At 70.2% G+C, this 18,703-nt stretch carries 26 protein-coding genes, 2 tRNA genes and 8 pseudogenes; 21 read left to right on the top strand and 15 right to left on the bottom strand.

Annotated elements, in window-relative coordinates:
* Nucleotides 1–90: 90 nt before the first annotated feature.
* The 9 genes and pseudogenes from G7085_RS33410 (at nt 91) to G7085_RS20075 (ending at nt 4,636) form a co-directional block, all read left to right on the top strand.
* The gene (locus G7085_RS33410) at nt 91–306 is read left to right on the top strand and encodes a hypothetical protein (protein WP_331715830.1); all 216 of its coding nucleotides are present in this window, start codon (nt 91–93) and stop codon (nt 304–306) included.
* A gap of 14 nt (nt 307–320) precedes the next feature.
* A complete protein-coding gene (locus tag G7085_RS33415) occupies nt 321–1,181 on the top strand; it encodes a homocitrate synthase/isopropylmalate synthase family protein (RefSeq protein ID WP_331715831.1) in 861 nt (286 codons plus the stop codon).
* Between the two features lie 64 nt (nt 1,182–1,245).
* On the top strand, nt 1,246–1,650 hold the full coding sequence (locus tag G7085_RS33420) for an alpha-isopropylmalate synthase regulatory domain-containing protein (protein ID WP_331715832.1): 405 nt from the start codon (nt 1,246–1,248) through the stop codon (nt 1,648–1,650).
* Between the two features lie 45 nt (nt 1,651–1,695).
* A pseudogene (locus G7085_RS20050) lies at nt 1,696–2,498 on the top strand (fumarylacetoacetate hydrolase family protein).
* A gap of 195 nt (nt 2,499–2,693) precedes the next feature.
* Nucleotides 2,694–3,416, top strand: a complete 723-nt coding sequence (locus G7085_RS20055; RefSeq protein WP_197512212.1) for a CPBP family glutamic-type intramembrane protease — start codon at nt 2,694–2,696, stop codon at nt 3,414–3,416.
* Nucleotides 3,417–3,497: 81 nt separating this feature from the next.
* Nucleotides 3,498–3,569 (top strand) — tRNA-Gln (locus G7085_RS20060).
* Between the two features lie 27 nt (nt 3,570–3,596).
* Nucleotides 3,597–3,671, top strand: a tRNA-Glu gene (locus G7085_RS20065).
* Nucleotides 3,672–3,782: 111 nt separating this feature from the next.
* Nucleotides 3,783–3,896 (top strand): annotated as a pseudogene (locus G7085_RS28140) (NmrA family NAD(P)-binding protein); the annotation flags it as partial.
* Nucleotides 3,897–4,015: 119 nt separating this feature from the next.
* Nucleotides 4,016–4,636, top strand: coding sequence for a hypothetical protein (locus G7085_RS20075; RefSeq protein ID WP_231980835.1), 621 nt, complete (start codon nt 4,016–4,018; stop codon nt 4,634–4,636).
* A 6-nt stretch (nt 4,637–4,642) separates the two neighbouring features.
* Here the strand turns inward: G7085_RS20075 and G7085_RS20080 are convergent.
* Nucleotides 4,643–5,363: pseudogene (locus tag G7085_RS20080) on the bottom strand (IclR family transcriptional regulator).
* Between the two features lie 114 nt (nt 5,364–5,477).
* Between G7085_RS20080 and G7085_RS35705 the strand changes: the two are divergent.
* From G7085_RS35705 to leuD, 4 genes and pseudogenes are all read left to right on the top strand, one after another.
* Nucleotides 5,478–5,645, top strand: coding sequence for a hypothetical protein (locus G7085_RS35705; protein WP_231979750.1), 168 nt, complete (start codon nt 5,478–5,480; stop codon nt 5,643–5,645).
* A gap of 2 nt (nt 5,646–5,647) precedes the next feature.
* Nucleotides 5,648–6,126: pseudogene (locus G7085_RS35710) on the top strand (aconitase family protein).
* 137 nt (nt 6,127–6,263) lie between these two features.
* Nucleotides 6,264–6,864 (top strand): annotated as a pseudogene (locus G7085_RS35715) (aconitase family protein).
* A gap of 14 nt (nt 6,865–6,878) precedes the next feature.
* Nucleotides 6,879–7,465, top strand: a pseudogene (gene leuD / locus G7085_RS20090) (3-isopropylmalate dehydratase small subunit); the annotation flags it as partial.
* Here leuD and G7085_RS36515 read toward each other — a convergent pair.
* Together G7085_RS36515 and G7085_RS33425 are read right to left on the bottom strand one after the other, a co-directional pair.
* Complete coding sequence (locus tag G7085_RS36515; RefSeq protein WP_456300406.1) at nt 7,348–8,889, bottom strand: amidohydrolase family protein; 1,542 nt, start codon at nt 8,887–8,889, stop codon at nt 7,348–7,350. The pseudogene leuD and the gene G7085_RS36515 overlap by 118 nt on opposite strands.
* A gap of 55 nt (nt 8,890–8,944) precedes the next feature.
* Complete coding sequence (locus tag G7085_RS33425; RefSeq protein WP_331715833.1) at nt 8,945–9,277, bottom strand: amidohydrolase family protein; 333 nt, start codon at nt 9,275–9,277, stop codon at nt 8,945–8,947.
* 307 nt (nt 9,278–9,584) lie between these two features.
* On the opposite strand from G7085_RS33425, the gene G7085_RS20105 reads away from it, so the two are divergent.
* The 4 genes from G7085_RS20105 (at nt 9,585) to G7085_RS20120 (ending at nt 11,089) form a co-directional block, all read left to right on the top strand.
* The gene (locus tag G7085_RS20105; protein ID WP_197512216.1) at nt 9,585–9,806 is read left to right on the top strand and encodes a hypothetical protein; all 222 of its coding nucleotides are present in this window, start codon (nt 9,585–9,587) and stop codon (nt 9,804–9,806) included.
* Between the two features lie 65 nt (nt 9,807–9,871).
* A complete protein-coding gene (locus tag G7085_RS20110) occupies nt 9,872–10,615 on the top strand; it encodes a hypothetical protein (RefSeq protein WP_197512217.1) in 744 nt (247 codons plus the stop codon).
* Between the two features lie 13 nt (nt 10,616–10,628).
* Nucleotides 10,629–10,826, top strand: coding sequence for a hypothetical protein (locus tag G7085_RS20115; protein ID WP_197512218.1), 198 nt, complete (start codon nt 10,629–10,631; stop codon nt 10,824–10,826).
* Nucleotides 10,827–10,837: 11 nt separating this feature from the next.
* A complete protein-coding gene (locus tag G7085_RS20120) occupies nt 10,838–11,089 on the top strand; it encodes a hypothetical protein (protein WP_231979751.1) in 252 nt (83 codons plus the stop codon).
* A gap of 114 nt (nt 11,090–11,203) precedes the next feature.
* Here G7085_RS20120 and G7085_RS33430 read toward each other — a convergent pair whose 3' ends face one another.
* The 9 genes and pseudogenes from G7085_RS33430 to nadA (G7085_RS20150) form a co-directional block, all read right to left on the bottom strand.
* Nucleotides 11,204–11,335 (bottom strand): hypothetical protein, encoded by a 132-nt coding sequence (locus G7085_RS33430; RefSeq protein WP_331715834.1) that lies wholly within the window; start codon nt 11,333–11,335, stop codon nt 11,204–11,206.
* Nucleotides 11,308–12,066 (bottom strand): carboxylating nicotinate-nucleotide diphosphorylase, encoded by a 759-nt coding sequence (nadC, locus tag G7085_RS20125; RefSeq protein ID WP_331715835.1) that lies wholly within the window; start codon nt 12,064–12,066, stop codon nt 11,308–11,310. The genes G7085_RS33430 and nadC overlap by 28 nt, the downstream gene beginning before the upstream one ends.
* Nucleotides 12,063–12,299 carry a hypothetical protein gene (locus G7085_RS20130; RefSeq protein ID WP_197512220.1) on the bottom strand — a complete coding sequence of 79 codons (237 nt, stop codon included), beginning with the start codon at nt 12,297–12,299 and terminating at the stop codon, nt 12,063–12,065. Before G7085_RS20130 ends, nadC begins: the two co-directional genes overlap by 4 nt.
* A gap of 8 nt (nt 12,300–12,307) precedes the next feature.
* Nucleotides 12,308–12,718 (bottom strand): FAD-binding protein, encoded by a 411-nt coding sequence (locus G7085_RS28150; RefSeq protein WP_231979752.1) that lies wholly within the window; start codon nt 12,716–12,718, stop codon nt 12,308–12,310.
* 74 nt (nt 12,719–12,792) lie between these two features.
* Nucleotides 12,793–12,978: pseudogene (locus G7085_RS28155) on the bottom strand (FAD-binding protein); the annotation flags it as partial.
* Nucleotides 12,947–13,638: pseudogene (locus G7085_RS35720) on the bottom strand (FAD-binding protein). The pseudogenes G7085_RS28155 and G7085_RS35720, both read right to left, overlap by 32 nt.
* Nucleotides 13,635–14,102 carry a quinolinate synthase NadA gene (gene nadA, locus G7085_RS20140; protein WP_197513121.1) on the bottom strand — a complete coding sequence of 156 codons (468 nt, stop codon included), beginning with the start codon at nt 14,100–14,102 and terminating at the stop codon, nt 13,635–13,637. The pseudogene G7085_RS35720 and the gene nadA (G7085_RS20140) overlap by 4 nt, the downstream one beginning before the upstream one ends.
* The gene (gene nadA / locus G7085_RS20145; protein WP_197513123.1) at nt 14,099–14,290 is read right to left on the bottom strand and encodes a quinolinate synthase NadA; all 192 of its coding nucleotides are present in this window, start codon (nt 14,288–14,290) and stop codon (nt 14,099–14,101) included. Before nadA (G7085_RS20145) ends, nadA (G7085_RS20140) begins: the two co-directional genes overlap by 4 nt.
* Before the next feature lie 52 nt (nt 14,291–14,342).
* Nucleotides 14,343–14,612, bottom strand: coding sequence for a quinolinate synthase NadA (gene nadA / locus G7085_RS20150; protein WP_197513125.1), 270 nt, complete (start codon nt 14,610–14,612; stop codon nt 14,343–14,345).
* Nucleotides 14,613–14,672: 60 nt separating this feature from the next.
* On the opposite strand from nadA (G7085_RS20150), the gene G7085_RS28170 reads away from it, so the two are divergent.
* The gene (locus G7085_RS28170) at nt 14,673–14,915 is read left to right on the top strand and encodes an NUDIX hydrolase (protein WP_231979754.1); all 243 of its coding nucleotides are present in this window, start codon (nt 14,673–14,675) and stop codon (nt 14,913–14,915) included.
* The gene (locus tag G7085_RS28175) at nt 14,903–15,352 is read left to right on the top strand and encodes an NUDIX hydrolase (RefSeq protein WP_231979755.1); all 450 of its coding nucleotides are present in this window, start codon (nt 14,903–14,905) and stop codon (nt 15,350–15,352) included. Before G7085_RS28170 ends, G7085_RS28175 begins: the two co-directional genes overlap by 13 nt.
* A gap of 80 nt (nt 15,353–15,432) precedes the next feature.
* Here G7085_RS28175 and G7085_RS20160 read toward each other — a convergent pair whose 3' ends face one another.
* The 3 genes from G7085_RS20160 to G7085_RS31320 form a co-directional block, all read right to left on the bottom strand.
* Nucleotides 15,433–15,831 carry an SHOCT domain-containing protein gene (locus tag G7085_RS20160; RefSeq protein ID WP_197512221.1) on the bottom strand — a complete coding sequence of 133 codons (399 nt, stop codon included), beginning with the start codon at nt 15,829–15,831 and terminating at the stop codon, nt 15,433–15,435.
* 96 nt (nt 15,832–15,927) lie between these two features.
* Nucleotides 15,928–17,358 carry a SulP family inorganic anion transporter gene (locus G7085_RS31315; protein ID WP_197512222.1) on the bottom strand — a complete coding sequence of 477 codons (1,431 nt, stop codon included), beginning with the start codon at nt 17,356–17,358 and terminating at the stop codon, nt 15,928–15,930.
* Nucleotides 17,355–17,510: a SulP family inorganic anion transporter gene (locus tag G7085_RS31320; protein WP_197512992.1), complete on the bottom strand. Its 156-nt coding sequence runs from the start codon at nt 17,508–17,510 to the stop codon at nt 17,355–17,357. Before G7085_RS31320 ends, G7085_RS31315 begins: the two co-directional genes overlap by 4 nt.
* 273 nt (nt 17,511–17,783) lie before the next feature.
* Between G7085_RS31320 and G7085_RS20175 the strand changes: the two genes are divergently transcribed.
* Entirely contained in the window at nt 17,784–18,200 is a 417-nt protein-coding gene (locus tag G7085_RS20175; protein WP_197512223.1) for a hypothetical protein, read from the top strand.
* Nucleotides 18,197–18,616 carry a hypothetical protein gene (locus tag G7085_RS20180; RefSeq protein ID WP_197512224.1) on the top strand — a complete coding sequence of 140 codons (420 nt, stop codon included), beginning with the start codon at nt 18,197–18,199 and terminating at the stop codon, nt 18,614–18,616. Before G7085_RS20175 ends, G7085_RS20180 begins: the two co-directional genes overlap by 4 nt.
* The last annotated feature ends 87 nt before the right edge of the window (nt 18,617–18,703 follow it).

The raw sequence follows: 18,703 nt of genomic DNA on the forward strand, positions 1-18,703 counted from the left end.
TCTCAGGTGTCCGTCCACTGGTTGAGACGTCAACGGGGTCGTTGCGCAGCGTATCCTCGGCCAGAGTTTTCTACCGAGCTGGAGTGAGAAATGCCGACGCTGCCCGTGCGCCCCGCCGAGTTCCACGTGTTCGACACCTCCCTGCGCGACGGTGCGCAGCAGGAGGGCCTTCATCTGTCAGTCCAGGACAAGCTGAAGATCGCGGGCTACCTCGACGAGCTCGGAGTCACGTTCATCGAGGGCGGCTGGCCGGGTGCAAACCCTGCCGACACGGAGTTCTTCCAACTCGCCAAGGGCTCGGGCTGAAGCGGTCGAAGCTGGTGGCGTTCGGGGCGACCCGCAAGGCGGGTGCGAAGGCGTCGGAGGATCCGCTGACGCGGGCCCTCGTGGAGGCCGACACCGAGTACATCTGCATCGTCGCGAAGTCGCACGAGGACCACGTCCGGCGCGCCCTGCGCACCACGCTCGAGGAGAACCTCGAGATGATCACCGACACCGTCACCTACCTCCGGTCGCAGGGCAGGAGGGTGTTCGTCGATGCCGAGCACTTCTTCGACGGCTACCGGGCGCACCCGGAGTACGCCGTCACGGTGGTGCAGACGGCGCACGACGCCGGCGCCGAGGTGGTCGTCCTCTGTGACACCAACGGCGGGATGCTGCCGAGCTGGATCGGTGACATCGTGCGGGCCGCGGGGGAGACGGGCGCCAACCTCGGCGTGCACGTGCACAACGACACCGCGTGCGCCGTCGCGAACACCATCGCGGCCGTCGAGGCGGGCGTCATGCACGTCCAGGGCACGTTCAACGGGTACGGGGAGCGCACCGGCAACGCCGACCTGTCCGCCGTCATCCCGAACCTCCAGCTCAAGTTCGGCTGGGACGTGCTGCCTGCCGGGCAGCTCGCCGACCTCACCCGCGTGGCCCACGCGATCTCGCTCGTGGCGCACCAGCCTCTGCTCGGCCGCACCCCCTACGTGGGGCACTCGAGCTTCGCACACAAGGCGGGCCTCCACGCCTCCGCCATCAAGGTCGACGAGAACCTGTACCAGCACATCGATCCGTCGCTCGTCGGCAACGACATGCGGATGCTGATCTCCGACATGGCGGGGCGCGCCAACATCCAGATCAAGGGGAGCAGCTGGGCTTCGATCTGGCCGACCGTGAGCTCGCGGCCCGGGTGACCGAGGTCGTCAAGGCGCGGGAGGCCGAGGGTACTCGTACGAGTCGGCCGATGCAAGCTTCGAGATGCTGCTGCGCGACCAGCTCGGCGTGCTCGACCTTCCCTTCGAGGTCGACTCCTGGCGCGTGTTCACCGAGGAGCGGGCGGGCGAGAACACCTCGGAGGCCACCGTGAAGCTGACCGCCAAGGGTGAAAGGCAGATGGTCGTCGGTGAGGGCAACGGCCCCGTCAACGCCCTCGATGCGGCCCTGCGCGCGGCGCTCATCCCCGCCTTCCCTGCCGTCGCGGACTTCGAGTTGACGGACTACAAGGTGCGCCTGATGGACGAGGAGCACGGCACCGACGCCATCGTCCGCACCCTGATCGACACCTCCTTCGGCGGTGAGTCCTGGACGACGGTGGGGTCGGCACCAACGTCATCGAGGCGTCGTGGGAGGCGCTCTCGGACGCCCTCGCCTACGGGATCATGACTCACCTCGACGACTGATCGTGCGCGGGCGACTACGCTGGCCCGCATGCGCATTGCTCGTTTCGCCCTCGCAGGTAAGGATCCCGAGTACGGGATCATCGAACTCGCCATCGACGGTGGTGACCATCCCGACACGATCGCGACCCTGACGTCCGACCCGCTCGCTGGTGTCGCCGTCAACTACACAGGTGAGCGCCACGACCTGGAGGATGTGCGTCTCCTGTCGCCCGTGATCCCGCGCTCCAAGATCGTGGCCGTCGGGAAGAACTACGCAGAGCACGCGCGGGAGATGGGCGGAGAGGTCCCTGAGGAGCCGCTGCTGTTCTTCAAGCCCAACACCACCGTGATCGGCCCCAATGAGACCATCGTGCGTCCGGCCGGCGTCGAGAACCTGCACTTCGAGGGTGAGCTCGCCATCGTCATCGGCCGGATCTGCAAGCAGGTGCCGCTCGAGCGGGTCAAGGACGTCATCTTCGGCTACACGATCGGCAACGACGTCACGGCCCGCGACTGGCAGGGCCCGGGCACCCAGTGGGCGCGTGCCAAGGGATCCGACACCTTCCTCCCGCTCGGCCCCTGGATCAACACCCACCTCACGCTCGAGGAGGTCGGCAAACTCGACATCGAGACCCGCCTGGGCGACGAGGTGCGCCAGTCCGGCTCCACCTCCCAGATGGTGCGCGGCGTGGCCGAGCTGATCTCCTACATCACGGCGTCGATGACGCTGCTCCCCGGTGACGTCATCCTCACCGGCACCCCGCCGGCGTCGGCGCGATGCAGCCGGGCGATGAGGTCCACGTCTCCATCGACGGCCTCGGCACGCTCTCGAACCCCGTCGCCGACGAGTGAGTGAGGTTCCCCGGCTGCTGTCGGTGGACGAGCCGGTCGATCCGCCCTCCGGGCTCACCTACCCTCTCGCGCTGCGTCGTCAGGGAGCGAACCCGTTCCAGGCGGTCTTCGGCATCCTCGTCGGGTTCAGTGCCTTCGCGATCCTCGTGCCGTTGATGGCCCAGGGCGTGCTGCGGCTCATGCACCTGTTCCGGGGTGGGACTGGCAGGCCTACTACGAGAAGGCGGCCGCGTACGGCTTCCCCGAGGGCCCGCGTCGGGGCACCTGGGGCTCGCGCTGCTGATTCCGGTGTCGATCCTGCTCGTGCGCTACGTGCACGGTGTCAGGCCGCGCTGGTTGGCGTCCGTGCAGCCCGGGCTCCGCTGGCGGTATCTGGCGGTCGCCCTCGTCGTGGCCCTCGTGGTGCTGAACGCCGTCCTGTGGCTCTCGTTCGCCGCGAAGGGCGTTCCGTCGTTCCATGCCGGGGAGCCGGGTTGGGCGACCTTCGCGGTGGTCCTCCTGCTGACGTCGCCGCTGCAGGCGGCCGCGGAGGAGGTGTTCTTCCGGGGCTACCTGCTGCAGGCGATCGGGTCGGCGACCGGTAGGCAGTGGGTCGGCGTCATCGGGTCGGCGCTGATCTTCGCGCTGCTGCACGGGGTGCAGAACCCGGCGCTGTTCGCCCACCGGTTGGCGTTCGGGCTGATCGCCGGCGCGCTGGTCGCGTTCACCGGTGGCATCGAGGCCGGCATCGCCGCGCACATCGTCAACAACCTCGCCGCCTACGGATACGCGATCTTCACGGCCTCCATCGCGGAACTGAAGGCGACCACGGCGATCACCTGGGGCGACGCCGCATGGGATGTGGCGGGTCTCGCGGCTTTCGCGGCCGTCGCGTTGTGGGTGGCCAGGCGGATGGCTCTGGCCACCAAATCGGCCTGACGGCCTGCGGGACCCTCAATTTGTGGGCCGTGGAAACCATGGTGTAGTGTTCTTCTCCGTGCCCAGGGAAACCTGGAACACAGGGGTATGGGGTAATTGGCAGCCCGACGGTTTCTGGTTCCGTTAGTTCAGGTTCGAGTCCTGGTACCCCTGCGGAAGCTGCTAAGCTTCCACACGCTAGGGCCCCGTTGTGTAGCGGCCTAGCACGCCGCCCTCTCAAGGCGGTAGCGCGGGTTCGAATCCCGTCGGGCTACGTAGTGCAAGCGGCCCGGTCAGATCTGACCGGGCCGCTTCGCCGTTCCCACGCCTCTTCCGTCGGCCGCGAACCTAGACTGGACCACGGGTCCTGACCGGAATCGAGGGCCGATGGACGAGACGATCGTGGTGGCAGGGGCCACCGGATATGTGGGGCGGCACGTCGTCGCGGCCCTGTCTGCCGCGGGCCACAGGGTGAGGGTGTTGGTCCGCTCCCGCGAGCGTGCGGAGGCCGAGGGCCCGTTCGGGCACCCGGGCTCCGCGGGCGCGTCGCCGAGTGGCGGATCGTCGACTATGCCGAGCCCGCGACGCTGCTGGGAGCGTGCCAGGGTGCGGCCCGCGTCGTGTCGGCGCTGGGTGTCACCAGGCAGGCCGCGAGCCCGTGGGACATCGACTTCCTGGGCAACCTCGCACTCCTCGATGATGCGGAGCGGCACGGCTGCGCCTCATTCCTGTACGTCAACGTCCTGCATGCCGAGAGAGGCACCTCGCTGACGATGCGCGCCAAGCACGCGTTCTCGCAGGTGCTCCGCCGCAGCGCCGTCGCGGGCAGCTGGTCAATCCGTCCGGCTACTTCTCGGATCTCTCCGACTTCCTGGCGCTGGCGCGGAGAGGCATCGGCTTCACGCTCGGGAGGGGAGGCGAGGCTCAACCCCATTCACGGTGCGGACCTCGCCGCGTTCATCGCAGAGCGGGTCACGGGCCCCGCCGGCAGCTGGGACGTGGGAGGGCCCGACGTGTTCACCTACCGGGAACTCGAGGAGCTCATGTTCCGGATCGCCGGACGGCGCCCGCGCGTGCTCCGGATCGGGCCGGGCGTCACCCGCCGCTGCTCTGGGTGGCGGACCGGGGTCACCGCGCGCGGGCAACCTGGCGCGGTTCTTCCTCGAGTCGCTCGCCGTCGAGGCCGTCGGGACCCGACCGGCGAGCGACGGCTGGAGACGTACCTGCGGTCGCTCCCGTAGCGGCGGCTATTCGGGTGCGCCGCTGCGGCGCAGCACCTCGCTGAGGCGCTCGGCCGCGGCCAGGACCGCCGGCGCGTGCAGCCGCCCGGGGAGCGGGTCAGGCGCTCGATGGGGCCGGACACGGACACGGCGGCGATCAGCTTGCCGGAGGGCGCGAGCACAGGGCGGACACGGAAGCGACGCCGGCCTCACGTTCGGCCACCGACTGCGCCCAGCCGCGGCGACGCACGGCCTGGAGGGTCGAGAGGGTGAAGGAGGCGTTGTCGAGCAGCTTCTCCAGCTTCTCCGGCTCCTCCCAGGCCAGGAGTACCTGCGCGGCCGAGCCGCCGTCATCGACAGCTGGGCGCCGACGGGACCGTGTCGCGCAGACCGTGCGGGCGCTCGACCGAGGCCACACAGATGCGGATGTCGCCCTGGCGGCGGAAGAGCTGGACCGACTCGCCGGTGATGTCGCGCAACCTGTTGAGGATCGGCCCGGCAGTTGCCAGCAGTGGATCCTCGCCCGCAGACTCGGCGAGTTCGATGAGCCGGGGCCGAGCACGAAGCGACCCTGGAGGTCGCGGCCCACGAACCGGTGGTGCTCGAGCGCGACCGCGAGCCGGTGTGCCGTCGGGCGAGCGAGGCCGGTGGCCGTCACCAGGCCCGCCAGCGTCAATGGATTGCGCTCGAGCGCCGCGAGAACCGCGGCCGCCTTGTCCAGTACGCCAACACCAGAAGTTTCGTCCATATGGTGAGATTATCAGTCCGAATCGTGGACATGCAACCGAATTCCTCGCTCAGCCCGCGGATACTTGACCGCAGTTCACTTCAGAGCGCAGAGACATTTCAGAAGCGAGGAGCCATGGGCAAGACCCTGAGCGAAAAGGTATGGGACGCACACGTCGTCCGGTCGGCCGAAGGTGAGCCCGACCTGCTCTACATCGACCTGCACCTGGTGCACGAGGTGACGAGCCCCAGGCCTTCGAGGGTCTCCGTCTCGCCGGTCGAGAGGTCCGCCGCACCGACCTGACCCTGGCAACAGAGGACCACAACACCCCGACGCTCAACATCCTGGCCCCGATCGCCGACCCGGTGTCGAAGAAGCAGGTCGACACCCTGCGCCAGAACGCCAAGGACTTCGGCGTGCGCATCCACTCGCTGGGCGACAAGGACCAGGGCGTCGTCCACATCATCGGCCCCCAGCTGGGCGTGACGCAGCCCGGCATGACGATCGTGTGCGGCGACTCCCACACCTCGACGCACGGCGCGTTCGGTGCGCTGGCCTACGGCATCGGCACCTCCGAGGTCGAGCACGTGCTGGCCACCCAGACGCTGCCCAGGCGAAGCCGAAGACGATGGCGGTCAACATCAACGGCGAACTGCCCGACGGTGTGACCGCCAAGGACATCGTGCTCACGCTGATCGCGAAGGTCGGCACCGGCGGTGGCCAGGGCTACATCGTGGAGTACCGCGGCAGCACCATCGAGGCGCTCTCGATGGAGGGCGCATGACGATCTGCAACATGAGCATCGAGTGGGGCGCGAAGGCGGCATGATGGCCCCGACGAGACCACCTTCGCGTACCTGAAGGGCCGCCCGCACGCCCCGAGGGCGAGGACTGGGATGCCGCCGTCGAGTACTGGAAGACGCTGCGCACCGACGATGACGCCACCTTCGACGTCGAGGTCGACATCGACGCCACCCAGCTGACGCCCTTCGTCACCTGGGGCACCAACCCCGGCCACGGCGTCCCGCTGGGCGCCACCGTGCCCGCCCGGAGGACTTCGAGGACGAGGTCGAGCAGGCCACGGCCAAGCGTGCGCTGGAGTACATGGACCTGAAGCCCGGCACGCCGATGCGCGAGATCGCCGTCGACACCGTCTTCCTCGGCTCCTGCACCAACGGCCGCATCGAGGACCTGCGCCTGGCCGCGTCCGTGCTGAAGGGCCGCAAGAAGGCCGACTCGGTGCGCATGCTGGTCGTTCCCGGTTCGGCGCGCGTCCGCCTGGAGGCCGAGCTGGAGGGCCTGGACAAGGTCTTCCTGGACTTCGGCGCCGAGTGGCGTGCCGCAGGCTGCTCGATGTGTCTCGGCATGAACCCCGACCAGCTCGCCCCGGCGAGCGTTCAGCGTCGACGTCGAACCGCAACTTTGAGGGTCGCCAGGGTAAGGGCGGCCGCACCCACCTGGTGTCGCCGGCCGTGGCCGCCGCCACAGCCATCACCGGCCACCTGTCCGCCCCGCCGACCTGATCGGAGCCTGAACCATGGAACCCTTCGTCAACCACACCGGCATCGCGGTCCCGCTGGAGCGCAGCAACGTCGACACCGACCAGATCATCCCGGCCGTCTACCTGAAGCGCATCACGCGCACCGGGTTCGAGGACGGGCTGTTCGCGGCCTGGCGCAACGACCCGGAGTTCGTGCTCAACAAGGAGCCGTTCACCACGGGCACGGTCCTGATCCCGGCCCCGACTTCGGCACCGGCTCCTCGCGTGAGCACGCAGTGTGGGCGCTGCAGAACTACGGTTTCAAGGTGGTCATCGGCACCCGGTTCGGCGACATCTTCCGTTCGAACTCCGGCAAGGCCGGCCTGCTGGTCGCCCTGGTCTCCGAGGCCGACCGGGACGCGCTGTGGGAGGCCATCGCGGCCGACCCGAACGTTGAGACCACGGTCGATCTGCCGAGCCAGACGATCACCCGTGGCGACCTGACGGTGGGCTTCGAGATCGACGCCTACACGAAGCACCGCCTGCTGAACGGGCTCGATGACATCTCAGTGACGCTGCAGCACGCCGATGCCATCGCGGCATACGAGGCGACGCGTCCGTCGTTCAAGCCGAAGACGCTGCCGGCCCGCACCGCCGGCTGACGACCGGCAACGCCCAGGAACGCCCCGCCGATGGCGGGGCGTTCCCGTTTCCGCGCCCGGCGGAGGCGGCCGGTACGGTCGGGACCTGATGACCGCTGAGAGGCTCCTGGCAAGGCCGCAGGGCCGCCGACTGCTCCTGCACGCAGCGATGACCTGCGACCTCGACCCGGAGCCGAGCCTCGCCCTTGCCGTTTCCGACACCTCGTATGCCAGTGCGGTCGCCCGCGGCCACTCCGCCTCGCGGTCCGCTCTCCGGCTGGCGGGAGGAGGAGCGTGCCACGGTGGAGCGGGCCGGGTCCGTGGAGGAGATGATCTCCGGGTTCTGGTGGTCCCGTCCACCGCACTGGCTGCGCCCCAGCACCCGCCTGGTCGACGGCGTGCCTGTGGGGATGCGGCTGGTCGAGGATGCCTTCGGCTGGAGGAGGGCGACTGCGACGCGGCTCCAGGTCGCCGAGAGCGCGCGCGTCTACGAGGTCGACTCGGCCGCAGCCTGGGCCGGACTCTGCCGGGAGTTCCCGCTGGAGGTCACCGCCCAGCGGCGCCACGACTGGTACCGGACGACCGGCCGGGAGGGTCGCTGGGTGGTGGCTGACTGGGGGCGCTACGCCGACGGAGGAGACGCGCAGATCGAACCACGCGTCTGAGGTCGGCGGCTCAGAGGCGGTCCAGTAGCCTGTCGACCTTCTCGATCCGATCGATCTCAGGGCGCGGGAGCCGTTGGCCCGGGCGACGACCATCCACGGCTCCGACAGATTGCGGAACGTCTTCAGCGGGTTCTGCTCGACCACGACCAGGTCGGCCGAGAGCCCCGGTGCGATGCTGCCCGTGACCTCCTCCAACCCGAGGATCTGCGCGTTGACCTGCGTCGCCGCGTTCAGCACCTTCCCGGATGAGAGGTTGGCATAGCGCTCCAGCAGGTCGAGCTCGCGCCAGAAGTTGGAGTGCGTGACGAAGCTGACCGCCGAATCTGTCCCCACACCCACCGGGATGCCGTGCTCGAGTGCGGTGCGGATGCCAGCCCGCATCTCCTCGACGATGAGTTCGGCGTTGGCCTTGACGATGGGATCCGCGCCGGTGTCCTCGATCGGGAGCTTCACCAGCGGGAGCGCGACCTGCAGCGTCGGGATCAGGGCGGAGGAGCCGCGCAGCGACGCGGGGTTGTCGAGGAACAGCCCGATCACCTCCTCGTTCATGGCGCTGCCGTGCTCGATGGTGTCGACGCCGGCGCGCAGTGCCGCGGCGACACCCTCGGCCGACTGGGCGTGCGCCGCGACCAGGATCCCCGCCTCGTGAGCCTCGCGGCAGATGGCCCGCATCGACTCCTCCGGCATCTCCGGCTTGCCTGCGTACCCGACCTCCTTTGCGTCGCTGACCCCGGCGGTGGCCGCGATCTTGATGGCGGTCACGCCGGCGCGGATGCTCGCCCTGGTGTTCGCCCGCGCCTGCTCAGGGTGTCGCAGATCAGAGCGATCGTCGGGCGCCGTGACCGCCCGTGATCGCCATCAGGGGACCGGAAGCGAGGATCCTGGGGCCGACCAGTTCGTGCCGCTCGATCGCCGCCCGTGCCTCGACCACCTCGTAGGCGACATCCCCGACGCTCCTCAGCGTGGTGACCCCCGAGTGCAGTTGGGTGGTGAGGTTCGTGCGGATCCGCCTGCGGATCATGGCGTTCCCGACAAAGGAGCGCATGAAGCCCGCAACCAGATTGACGGTGGCGGGCCGGGTGAGGAGCGGCGGGAGGAGGGTGCCGTCGGCGAACAGGTGGGCGTGCGCGTTGATGAGGCCGGGGAGCACGAACCGATCGGCGAGGTCGATACGGGAGTGCCCCGGGGAAGCCCGACTTCCGCGGATGGGCCGGCCGCGGTGATGGCACCGGAGGCATCGACGACGATGGTCCAGTCGCGGTGGACAGTGCCCTCCGCGTCCCCGGTGAGTACGGTCGCATGTGTGAACGCGACGGGGGTGATCATGGGGTCCAATTTGCGCCAGGAACCGCCCCTTCGGGCGCGAACCGGGAGAGCGTCCGGCCGTCAACAGGCCGGAATCCGGATGAAAAACTGTCAGTGGCGCGGCGGATGATATGGGTATGGATGGATCGGCGTTGATCACGGCGCGGGAGGCGTTCGCGGATGTCCGCGAGGGCCTCACCCTGCGCCGTCGGGGCGAGGCCCAGGTGATCCGCGCCCTGTGCGATCTCGCCGCCTGTTACCGCCTCAACGAGGACGAACTCATCGAGCCGCTCGCCGAGAGGCTGGTCAGCGTCGGAGGCGAGGGTACCCGAGCGTCTCGGAACACCTGCGCCTCGAGGTACAGGGGCTCCTGAGCTGCAGCGCCCCGTCGGCGGCCTGCCAGATCGCTGACGCGATCAACCTCAGATTCCGGCACCCCATGCTTTACGAGGCGGTGCAGCAGCTGACCATCGACTCGGCGCGCGCCCTTCGCGCCGCCCGTCGCTGTGCCGATCTCGATCCGGTCGCGGCCGAGAAGGTGACCTCAGCCTGGCTGCCCCGGCAGGCCGGGTTGGGGTGGACGGCCGCCATGAACCTGCTCGACAAGCTGATCGTCGAGGCCGACCGGGTGCTCGCCAGGGAGAAGGAACTTCGGGCGCTGGCACAACGTGGTGTGTGGGTGTGGGGTCTCGAGCACGGCGCGATGAATCTCACGGGCAGGCTCGACGTGCTCGACGCGAGGCTGCTGGACGTCAGGCTCGACCAGGTGGCTGAGCTGCTCGAGGACCGCTATCCCCACCTGAACCATCAGCAGCGGCGGGCGAAGGCCATCGCGCTGCTGGCCGAACCCGCGCGGGCCATGGCCCTGCTCGCCTCGGAGGGCAGGCCGAGCTTCCGCTCGAGACCGACCAGCCGGAGGCGCGACGGCTTGTCCCCGTGGAACTGCTGGTGCCGCCGGAGGACGAACAGGCGGCACCGCCGCCGGAAGACCACTTCCCGGAGCCCACCTGGGCCGTGGAGGCCTCGGAACCACCGGGTGCCGTGGAGGTCGTCGATCCCGCGGGTCCGCCCGGTGATCCGACCCGACCGCCGGGTGTGGGCAGAGGTGCTGCCATTGCGGTCAGGTCCTCGGCGGTCCACCCACCCAGGCTCCTCCACCCGCATCGGCACTGCCCGCGGATGATCAGGGCAGCGCTGTGCCCGCCGACCGGCAGGGCACAACTGCGCCCTTCGACGCCGCCACGCTGGCGCGGCTCCGCCCGAGCCTCGGCATCGCGGTCCACATCCACTCCGACGCACTGGGCCATCTCGCGGGCGCCGCCCGGATCGAGCGGGCCGGGCACATCACGACGTCGCTTCTCGCTGACCTCCTCGGGAGGGCGGCTTCGCGTTGAAGGTGCACCCTGTGATCGACCTGCCGCGGATGGCACCGGCCGACGCCTACGTGGCGGGGCCGCGGATGCGGCGGGCGGTTGAGATGGTGTTCCCGACCGAGCCCTTCCCGTTCTCGGCCAGGCGCTGCCCGGCCTCGACCTCGACCACACCGTGGAGTACCGGCCCGGCCGTCGCGGCCAGACCCGCGTCGGGAACCTGGCCCCGCTCAGTCGCGGCGTGCACCGGGCCAGGACCGCGGGCTTCTGGGCGTGGAACAACCTGAGCCAGGCCGACTGGTGTGGACCAGCCCGCTCGGCTACCGCTATGAGGTCTCCGAATGGGGCACGCTGACGGTCCCCGCCGAATCGCGATCGCTCGCCAGGTCGGCAGCCGGCGGCTAGAGGTCCAGGCCCAGGTCCAGCACCGGGGCGGAGTGCGTGAGTGCACCCACGGCGAGGAAGTCGACGCCGGTCTCCGCAACCTCCCGGGCCCGCTCCAACGTCAGGCCCCCGCTCGACTCCGTCCGCACCCCGCCGCCCGGCAGCGGTGCACCGCATCCAGGGTGTCGTCGAGGGTGAAGTTGTCCAGCAGCACCAGGTCGGCGCCCACTGCGATGGCCTCGTCGACCTGGGCGAGGGTGTCGCACTCCACCTCGACGGGAACCCCGGGCGCGTGCGCCCGGACGGCGCGGAAGGCGGCCGCCACCGAGCCCGCCGCGGCGATGTGGTTGTCCTTGATCAGCGCCGCATCGCCGAGCGCCATCCGGTGGTTCTGTCCGCCGCCGCACACCACGGCGTATTTCTGCAGAGCACGGAGCCCGGGGACGGTCTTGCGTGAGTCGCGCACGGCCGCGCCGGTGCCGGCGATCGCGTCCACCCACTGCGCCGTCGCCGTCGCGACACCGGACAGCTGCCCCAGGTAGTTCAGCAGCGTCCGCTCGGCGGTCAGGAGGCAGCGCAGTTGCCCGGAGATCTCCAGGACGGTGTCACCGGGGGAGACCCGCGACCCGTCGGGCCGGAGCACGGTGGCTGTCACGTCCACCTGCATCCGCGCCGACACCTGGCGCAGCACCTCGAGCGCCACGGGGACCCCGGCGATCACGCCCGGCTGACGCGTCACGACGCGTGCCGTCCCGACGGCGTCGGCCGCCACGGTTGCCTCGGTCGTCACGTCCGGCCCCAGGCGCAGGTCCTCGTGCAGGGCGAGCGTGACGCTGCGGCGCACCTCGTCGATGGAGATGGTGGTCCACTGGTCGTTCACGCCGCGGTCCTTCCTGATCCGATGTCCTCCTGATGGTCGAGGCGGCGGTGGCAACCTGCCGACCCGGTGCGGGCGATGGCAGCCTCGAGCAGCTTCCCGGCGCACAGCCGCAGGTTGGTGGCCGTCAGCGACGCTCCGGTCACCGGCCCCTCAACGACGCCCATCGAGGCCGCGACGGCCGCGGCCGTGCGTAGGCCTGCCCCGGTGCGCTCGACGAAGGCGTGCTCCTGCATGGCATCCTTCAGCGCGGGAGGCCGTCCGGGTCGACGCTCGGTGCCGCAGCCCGCTCGACCGGCGAACCCGGCCGACTCAGCCCGGCCTCTGCCAGCAGCCGACCGACCCTGTCGCCAGCCACAAGAGCCTCGGTGAGGGAGTTCGACGCGAGCCTGTTCGCGCCGTGCACCCCCGTCCGGGCCACCTCGCCGACGGCGAACAGCCCGGGTACCGACGTGCGGCCGGACAGGGTGGCGGCCACCCCGCCGCAGGAATAGTGCGCTGCCGGGTGCACCGGGATCGGCGCGCCGACGGGATCGACGCCCCGCTCGAGGCAGAGCGCGAGGATGCCGGGGAACCGCTCCGCCCAGGCCTCGGCCCCGAACGCCGTGGCGTCGAGGTAGGCGTGCGGCTCGCCGGAGCGGCGCAGGCTCGCCATGATGGCTGCGGAGACGACATCGCGCGGGCGAGGTCTCCCAGCGGGTGCTGACCGGCCATGATCCGGCGCCCCTCGCCGTCGACGAGGAACGCGCCCTCTCCGCGGACCGCCTCGCTGATCAGCACGCCGCGCTCCGCCGCGGCCGGGTCCGCCAGCACCGTCGGGTGGAACTGCATGAACTCAAGATCCCTGGCCATCGCGCCGGCCCGCAATGCGGCGGCCAGGCCGTCACCTGTCGCGCCCGCCGGGTTGCTCGTCACCGGCCACAACTGGCCGATGCCCCGGTGGCGAGCACGACGGCGTCGGCGAGCAGATCGGAGACGACGCCGTCCCGTCGAGGAGTCGCACCCCGCATGCGCGGCCGGCGGCGTCGGTGAGCACGTCCACGAGGCGGGTGTGCTCCAGCAGCCGGGTGCGCGATGCGGCACGTGCCGTGCAGAGCGATGCCCAGAGCGCCCGTTCCACCTCGGCGCCCGACGCGTCCCCGTCGGCGTGGACGATCCGCCGCGCGCTGTGTCCGCCCTCGAGATGGAGGTCGAGGTCTCCCGAGGCGTCACGGTCGAACCGTGCGCCGAGCCGGATCAGCCGGGCGATCGCCCCTGGCGCGGCGGCCACGAGGTCCCGCACGACATCCACCTCGCACAGCCCGGCCCCGCCGTCAGCGTGTCGGCGACGTGGGCCTCGCGTGTGTCGGCCGCATCCCACACCGCGGCGAGCCCGCCCTGCGCCCATGCGGTGGCCGAATCGGTGACGGCGCCGCGGGTCACAGCCACGCAGTCGACGCCCGCCCCGGCCAGGTGCAGCAGCGCCGAGAGCCCCGCGGCTCCGGTGCCGACGACCACCACGGAGGTAGATCCGATCGAGGCCGGGGGCTCGTCGCAAGCCTCATTCCCCACCCCCGGGTTGCCGATGGCGATCATCGCCTCCACGGCCCGCCGGGCGGCCCCTGCAACATCGGGGCCACCTGCACCTCGTAGGACGCGGTGAGGGCCGGGTCGCCCAGACAGGCCTCGAGCTTCTCGGGCGTGGTCAACTTCATGTACGGACAGGCCGCGCGCGGGTTGACCGCCTCGAACGCAGTGCCGGGGTTGGCCATCCGCAACTGGTGCAGCATGCCCACCTCGGTGGCCACCAGCACCTTGCCCGCAGTCTCCCTCCGGGCCGCCTCCAGCATGCCGCCGGTGGAGAGGATGTGGGTGCGGTCACCCGGCAGCCTCCCGGTGCCCGCGAGCCACAGCGCGCTGGTGGTACATCCGCACTCGGGGTGCACGTACAGGTCGGCGTCGGGGTTCGACTCGACCGCGTCGATCAGGTCGGACGGGGAGATGTCGGCGTGCACGTGGCACTCGCCGAGCCACACCTGGATGTTGCCGCGACCCGTCACCCTGCGCACGTGCGCGCCCAGAAACTGGTCGGGGAGGAACAGGATCTCGCGGTCCTCGGGATGGAACGCACGACCTCGACGGCGTTGCTGCTCGTGCAGCACACATCCGTCAGGGCCTTGACTTCCGCGGTGGTGTTGACGTAGCTCACCACGACCGCATCGGGGAACCGGCGCTTCCAGTCGCGCAACTGGCCGGCGTCGATGGTGTCGGCGAGCGAGCATCCGGCGGCCTGGTCGGGATCAGCACGCGCTTGGAGGGGAGAGGATCTTCGCGGTCTCTGCCATGAAGTGGACGCCGGCGAACACGATCGTCGAGGCATCGGACGCGGCGGCGAGCCGGGAGAGCGCGAGGGAATCACCGACGTGGTGGGCCACGTCCTGGATGATCGGCGCCTGGTAGTTGTGCGCGAGGATGACGGCGTCGCGTTCCGAGGCTAGCGAGTGCACCCGCTCCTGCCACCGGGCGATCTCCGACGGGCCCCACAGGGTCGAGTCCTGCACCACGGTCATCTGCACTCCTCCGGGTTATCGCCTTATAGGCGGAAACTAGGAGGACGGTAGCATGCCCACATGACCAGGCACCAAATCCGCGACGCCGCCGGCGTGGCCCTGTACCGGCACGAGGCCGTCGCCGCGGTGCTCCAGGTGCGCCGCGTCGACGATGCCGAGCGGCTCTGCGTGCTGGTCGCGCGCCGCGACGGCGAGCCGTTCGCCGGCAGCTACGCGTTGCCGAGCGGCGCCGTCGAGCCGGGGAGAGCATCGATGAGGCCGCGCTCAGGCATCTGGCTCAGAAGGTCGACGTGGCAGGCCTGACGCATCTCGAGCAGCTGGGCACCCGGTCCGACCCCGGAAGGGACCCGGCGCAGCGCACCATTGCGACCGTCTACCTGGGGCTGGTGCCCACCATGAGCGACCCGGAGCTCCCGGAACACGCGACGTGGAGCCCCGTGGACCGACTTCGGAGGCTGGCGTTCGACCACGATCACGTGGTCGCCGACGCGGTCGAGCGGCTCCGCGGGAAGCTGAGCTACACGAACCTCGGATTTGCCCTGATGCCTGGCGAGTTCACCATCGCCGAACTCCGCGACGCCTACGTCGCGGCCCTGGGACGTGAGGTCGCTCCCACCAATCTCCAACGGGTGCTCACCAGGCGCGGCCAGCTGGTGGCAACCGGCGAGTTGACCCCTGCCGGGGCGAGGGCGGGCGGCCCGCCCGCCGTTTCCGGTTCCGCGACCGTCACCTCGTGGTGACCGATCCCTTCGCCGTCCTCCGCCCCGAATGAGACGAACCCGCCGCGGCGGGTGCCGCGACGGGTTCGGGTGCCTGTCGGTCAGGCGGAGGCGGGCGTCAGCACCGCCGCCTTCAGCGCGGCGAACTCCGCCTCGGTGATGGTGCCCGCATCCAGCAGGGCCTTCGCCTTCGTGATCTCGTCGGCTGGGCTGGAGCCGGCCACCTCCCGGATGTAGGACTCGGCCTGCTCGCGGTTCTGGCGCGCCTCGGCGTCGGCGCGCGCGGACATGGAGTCGCCGCGGGCGATGAGGTAGACGAGCGAGGTCACCAGAGGCACGAACACGAGGAACAGGATCCACAGGGCCTTGGCCCAACCCTTCAGGGCCCGGTCGCGGAAAAGATCCGTGATGACAAGCACCAGGGCCACGAGGGAAGCGATGAACACGAAGGCAGAGAAGAAGACGAGAATGAGGTCCCAGATGGTCTGGAGGAAGGACATGATCGTGTCGCTTTCAGGTAGGTCGGTTGTGTCTGGACTCATCCTGAGGCGCGCGGCCGCATGTGGGACAGCCGCCGGCGGTCGGTTGGGCCGAAATCATCCACTATGGATGAGCCTCCGGTTGCGAAGGGGCGCGGAGCGAAGGGCGGCCAACGCCTCGCGGTTCGTGGGGAACAGCTCGATGCCCTCGAGCAGGCCGAACCGCTCGAACCTCTGGCGTAGGCCGGGGCGGAGCCGCGCCACGGTCAGCGCGATCCCGCGGTCCGTGAGCGAGGCCCGGATGCCGTGGAACGCCTCGGCACCCGTGACGTCGACGTCGGTGATCCCCTCGGCATCGAGAACCACCGCCCGTAGGTCGTTCCCGTGGCCGTCCACCACGCGCTCGACGGCGGACGTGAGCGCCGAGGCATTGCCGAAGAAGATCGGGGCCGAGAAACGCAGCACGACGATTCCGTCGGTCACGGCGAAGTCCCCGCCCGTGGCCGTCGTCACCGATGCGCCCGGATCCATCGGCTCCTCGAGAAACTCGACGGCCGGGGAGCCTGCGCGGCGCACCAGGTTGATCAGTGACAGGACGAAGGCCAGCAGCAGGCCGCTGATCGGTCCCAGCACGAGGACGCCGAGCAGGCATACGAGGGCCACCGCAAGCTCGGAGCGGGACTGGCGGGCGATGGTGGCCAGTTCGTCGATGCCCAACAGCTTCAGCACCGCCACCGCCACCACCGCGCCGATGGCTGGCATCGGGATCGGTTCGAGCAGCGCCGTGCCGACGAGCAGCAGCAGGAGGGTGCCGGCTGCCAGCACGAGGCTCGGCAACTGGGTGCGGGACCCGACCTGATCCATGGCCGCCGTGCGTGACGTGGACGAGCCCACCGCAAACGACATCGAGAACCCGGCCGTGACGTTGGCGGCTCCGAACGCCAGCAGGTCACGGTCCGGAGAGACCCGGTACCCGCGCTTGGCCCCGTAGGACTGCGAGATCAGCACGCCCTCGGCCGTTGCGACCAGCGCGAGGGCCAGGGCGGAGGGCACCAGCGAGAGCCACTGCTCGAGCGCCAGCGATGGCACGGCCATCCGCGGCAGCCCCGCGGGCACCTCGCCGAGCACCGCGATCCCCGCCGACTCCAGCTTGAACACCACGGTCGCGACCGTCGTGAGCACCAGCACGATGAGAGCCGCGGGCGCCGCCGGGGCGAACCTGCGACCAGCCAGCAGCACCGCGAGCGCGGCAGCCGCCATCGCTGCCGAGGCGACGGACGTCTGCCCCAGGTGGGTCACCAGCGTGAAGAGCCTGGGGAAGAACTCCTCGTCACTGGGGAGGCGGATTCCCAGCATCTTGGCCACCTGGCTGAGCAGCACCTCGAGCGCGAGCCCGCCCACGAACCCGACGAGAATGGGGCGCGAGAGGAAATTCGCGAGCGCGCCGAGCTTCAACACCGAGGCGGCCACCAGAAACAGCCCACACAGGATCGCCTGGGCGGCGGCCATGGCCGCGAAGTTGTCACCGGCAACACCCAGGGCGGTCAACGACGAGAACACCAGCGCCGCGGCGGCCGCGTCCGGGACGCGACGACCTGACGCGACGAGACGAGCAGCGCGTAGACGATGGTGGGCACGATCAGGGCCGCGAGGCCGGCGGTGACGGGCAGACCGGCGATCTGCGCGTAGCCGATGTTCAGGGCACCGAGATGGCAAGGAGCGTGACGCCCGCCAGCGCCTCCCTCGCAAAGTTGTCGGCCCTCAGGCCTGGGAGGAGTCTGCCCATTTCACCAGCTCTCTTTCGGCCGGTGCGGGCCCGTCCGCGCACCAGTCCCAACCTTGAAGCCCCGATGGGCGCGAGTCCAGCACAGCGGGGTGATCTCATCCGAATCTGATGAGCCGCAGGCGGCCCATGTCATCACTACGATGACCAGCGTGGTCGAACTAACCGAGCTGCTGTGGATCCAGTCGCCGTGGTTTCTCACGTTTCCCCCGAGACGGGCGCAAGGACCCCGGCCCGTGCCCGGCTGCTCGGGAGGCTGGACGACGCTGTGGGCGCGTCCACGGTGACGGTCGTGGCCGCCCCGTCCGGGTTCGACAAGACCACGCTGCTGTCGGCGTGGGCGGTGGGCCGCCCCGGCCACACCGCGTGGCTCACCCTCACCCAGCACGACCGCGACGACCAGGACCTCATCCTCGCGGGCATCGCCAGCGCGCTCTCGCGGGTGGAGACCGGGGCGGATGAAGGGCCGCCGTCACCGCGGGTGAGCTGGGGGTGGGGACGGGCGCATCACGATCAGCCGCATCGTCGCCGCCGTCGCGGCGCTGGGCGAGGTCGTGGTCGTGATAGACGACGCGCAGCACGGGGAAGGATCCCCGCTTCAGGGTGATCGACGTCCTCGTGGCGCTGGCGGGTGGGCGGCTGCGGTTCATCGTCGCCGGAGCACCGGTGGTGGCCTCCTGGTTCGCGGGAGCCCTTGCCGGACGGCACGCGACCTTGATCACGGCCGGTGAACTCGCCATGACGGCGGACGAGGTCGCAGATGAGTACGCCAACTGGGGAGAGCAGCTGAACGCCACGGACGCGGCAGCGGTCGCTGCCTCGAGCCACGGATGGCCGGTGGCCGTGCGGCTTCAGCGGCTCTCCGGTGGCACGAGGCGGGTGGGGTCACCGTCACCCGGCGACCGGGAGGCGGGGAGGGACCCGACGACCTGCTCACGGCCTACATCGCCAATTACGTTCTCGCGCCCCTGCGTGCGGAACTCGCCGACTTTGTCCTCGCGGCCACCACCAGTTCCTTCCTGACGGCCGACCTCGCCAATGCCCTGACCGGGGAACGGACGCCTCCGAGCTGCTGCCTGAGGCCCTCGAGGTCGGCCTGTTCCTGGACCG

Origin of the sequence: Tessaracoccus coleopterorum (assembly GCF_011174705.1) — a bacterium.
In the GTDB taxonomy this organism is placed as follows: Bacteria; Actinomycetota; Actinomycetes; order Propionibacteriales; family Propionibacteriaceae; genus Arachnia; species Arachnia coleopterorum.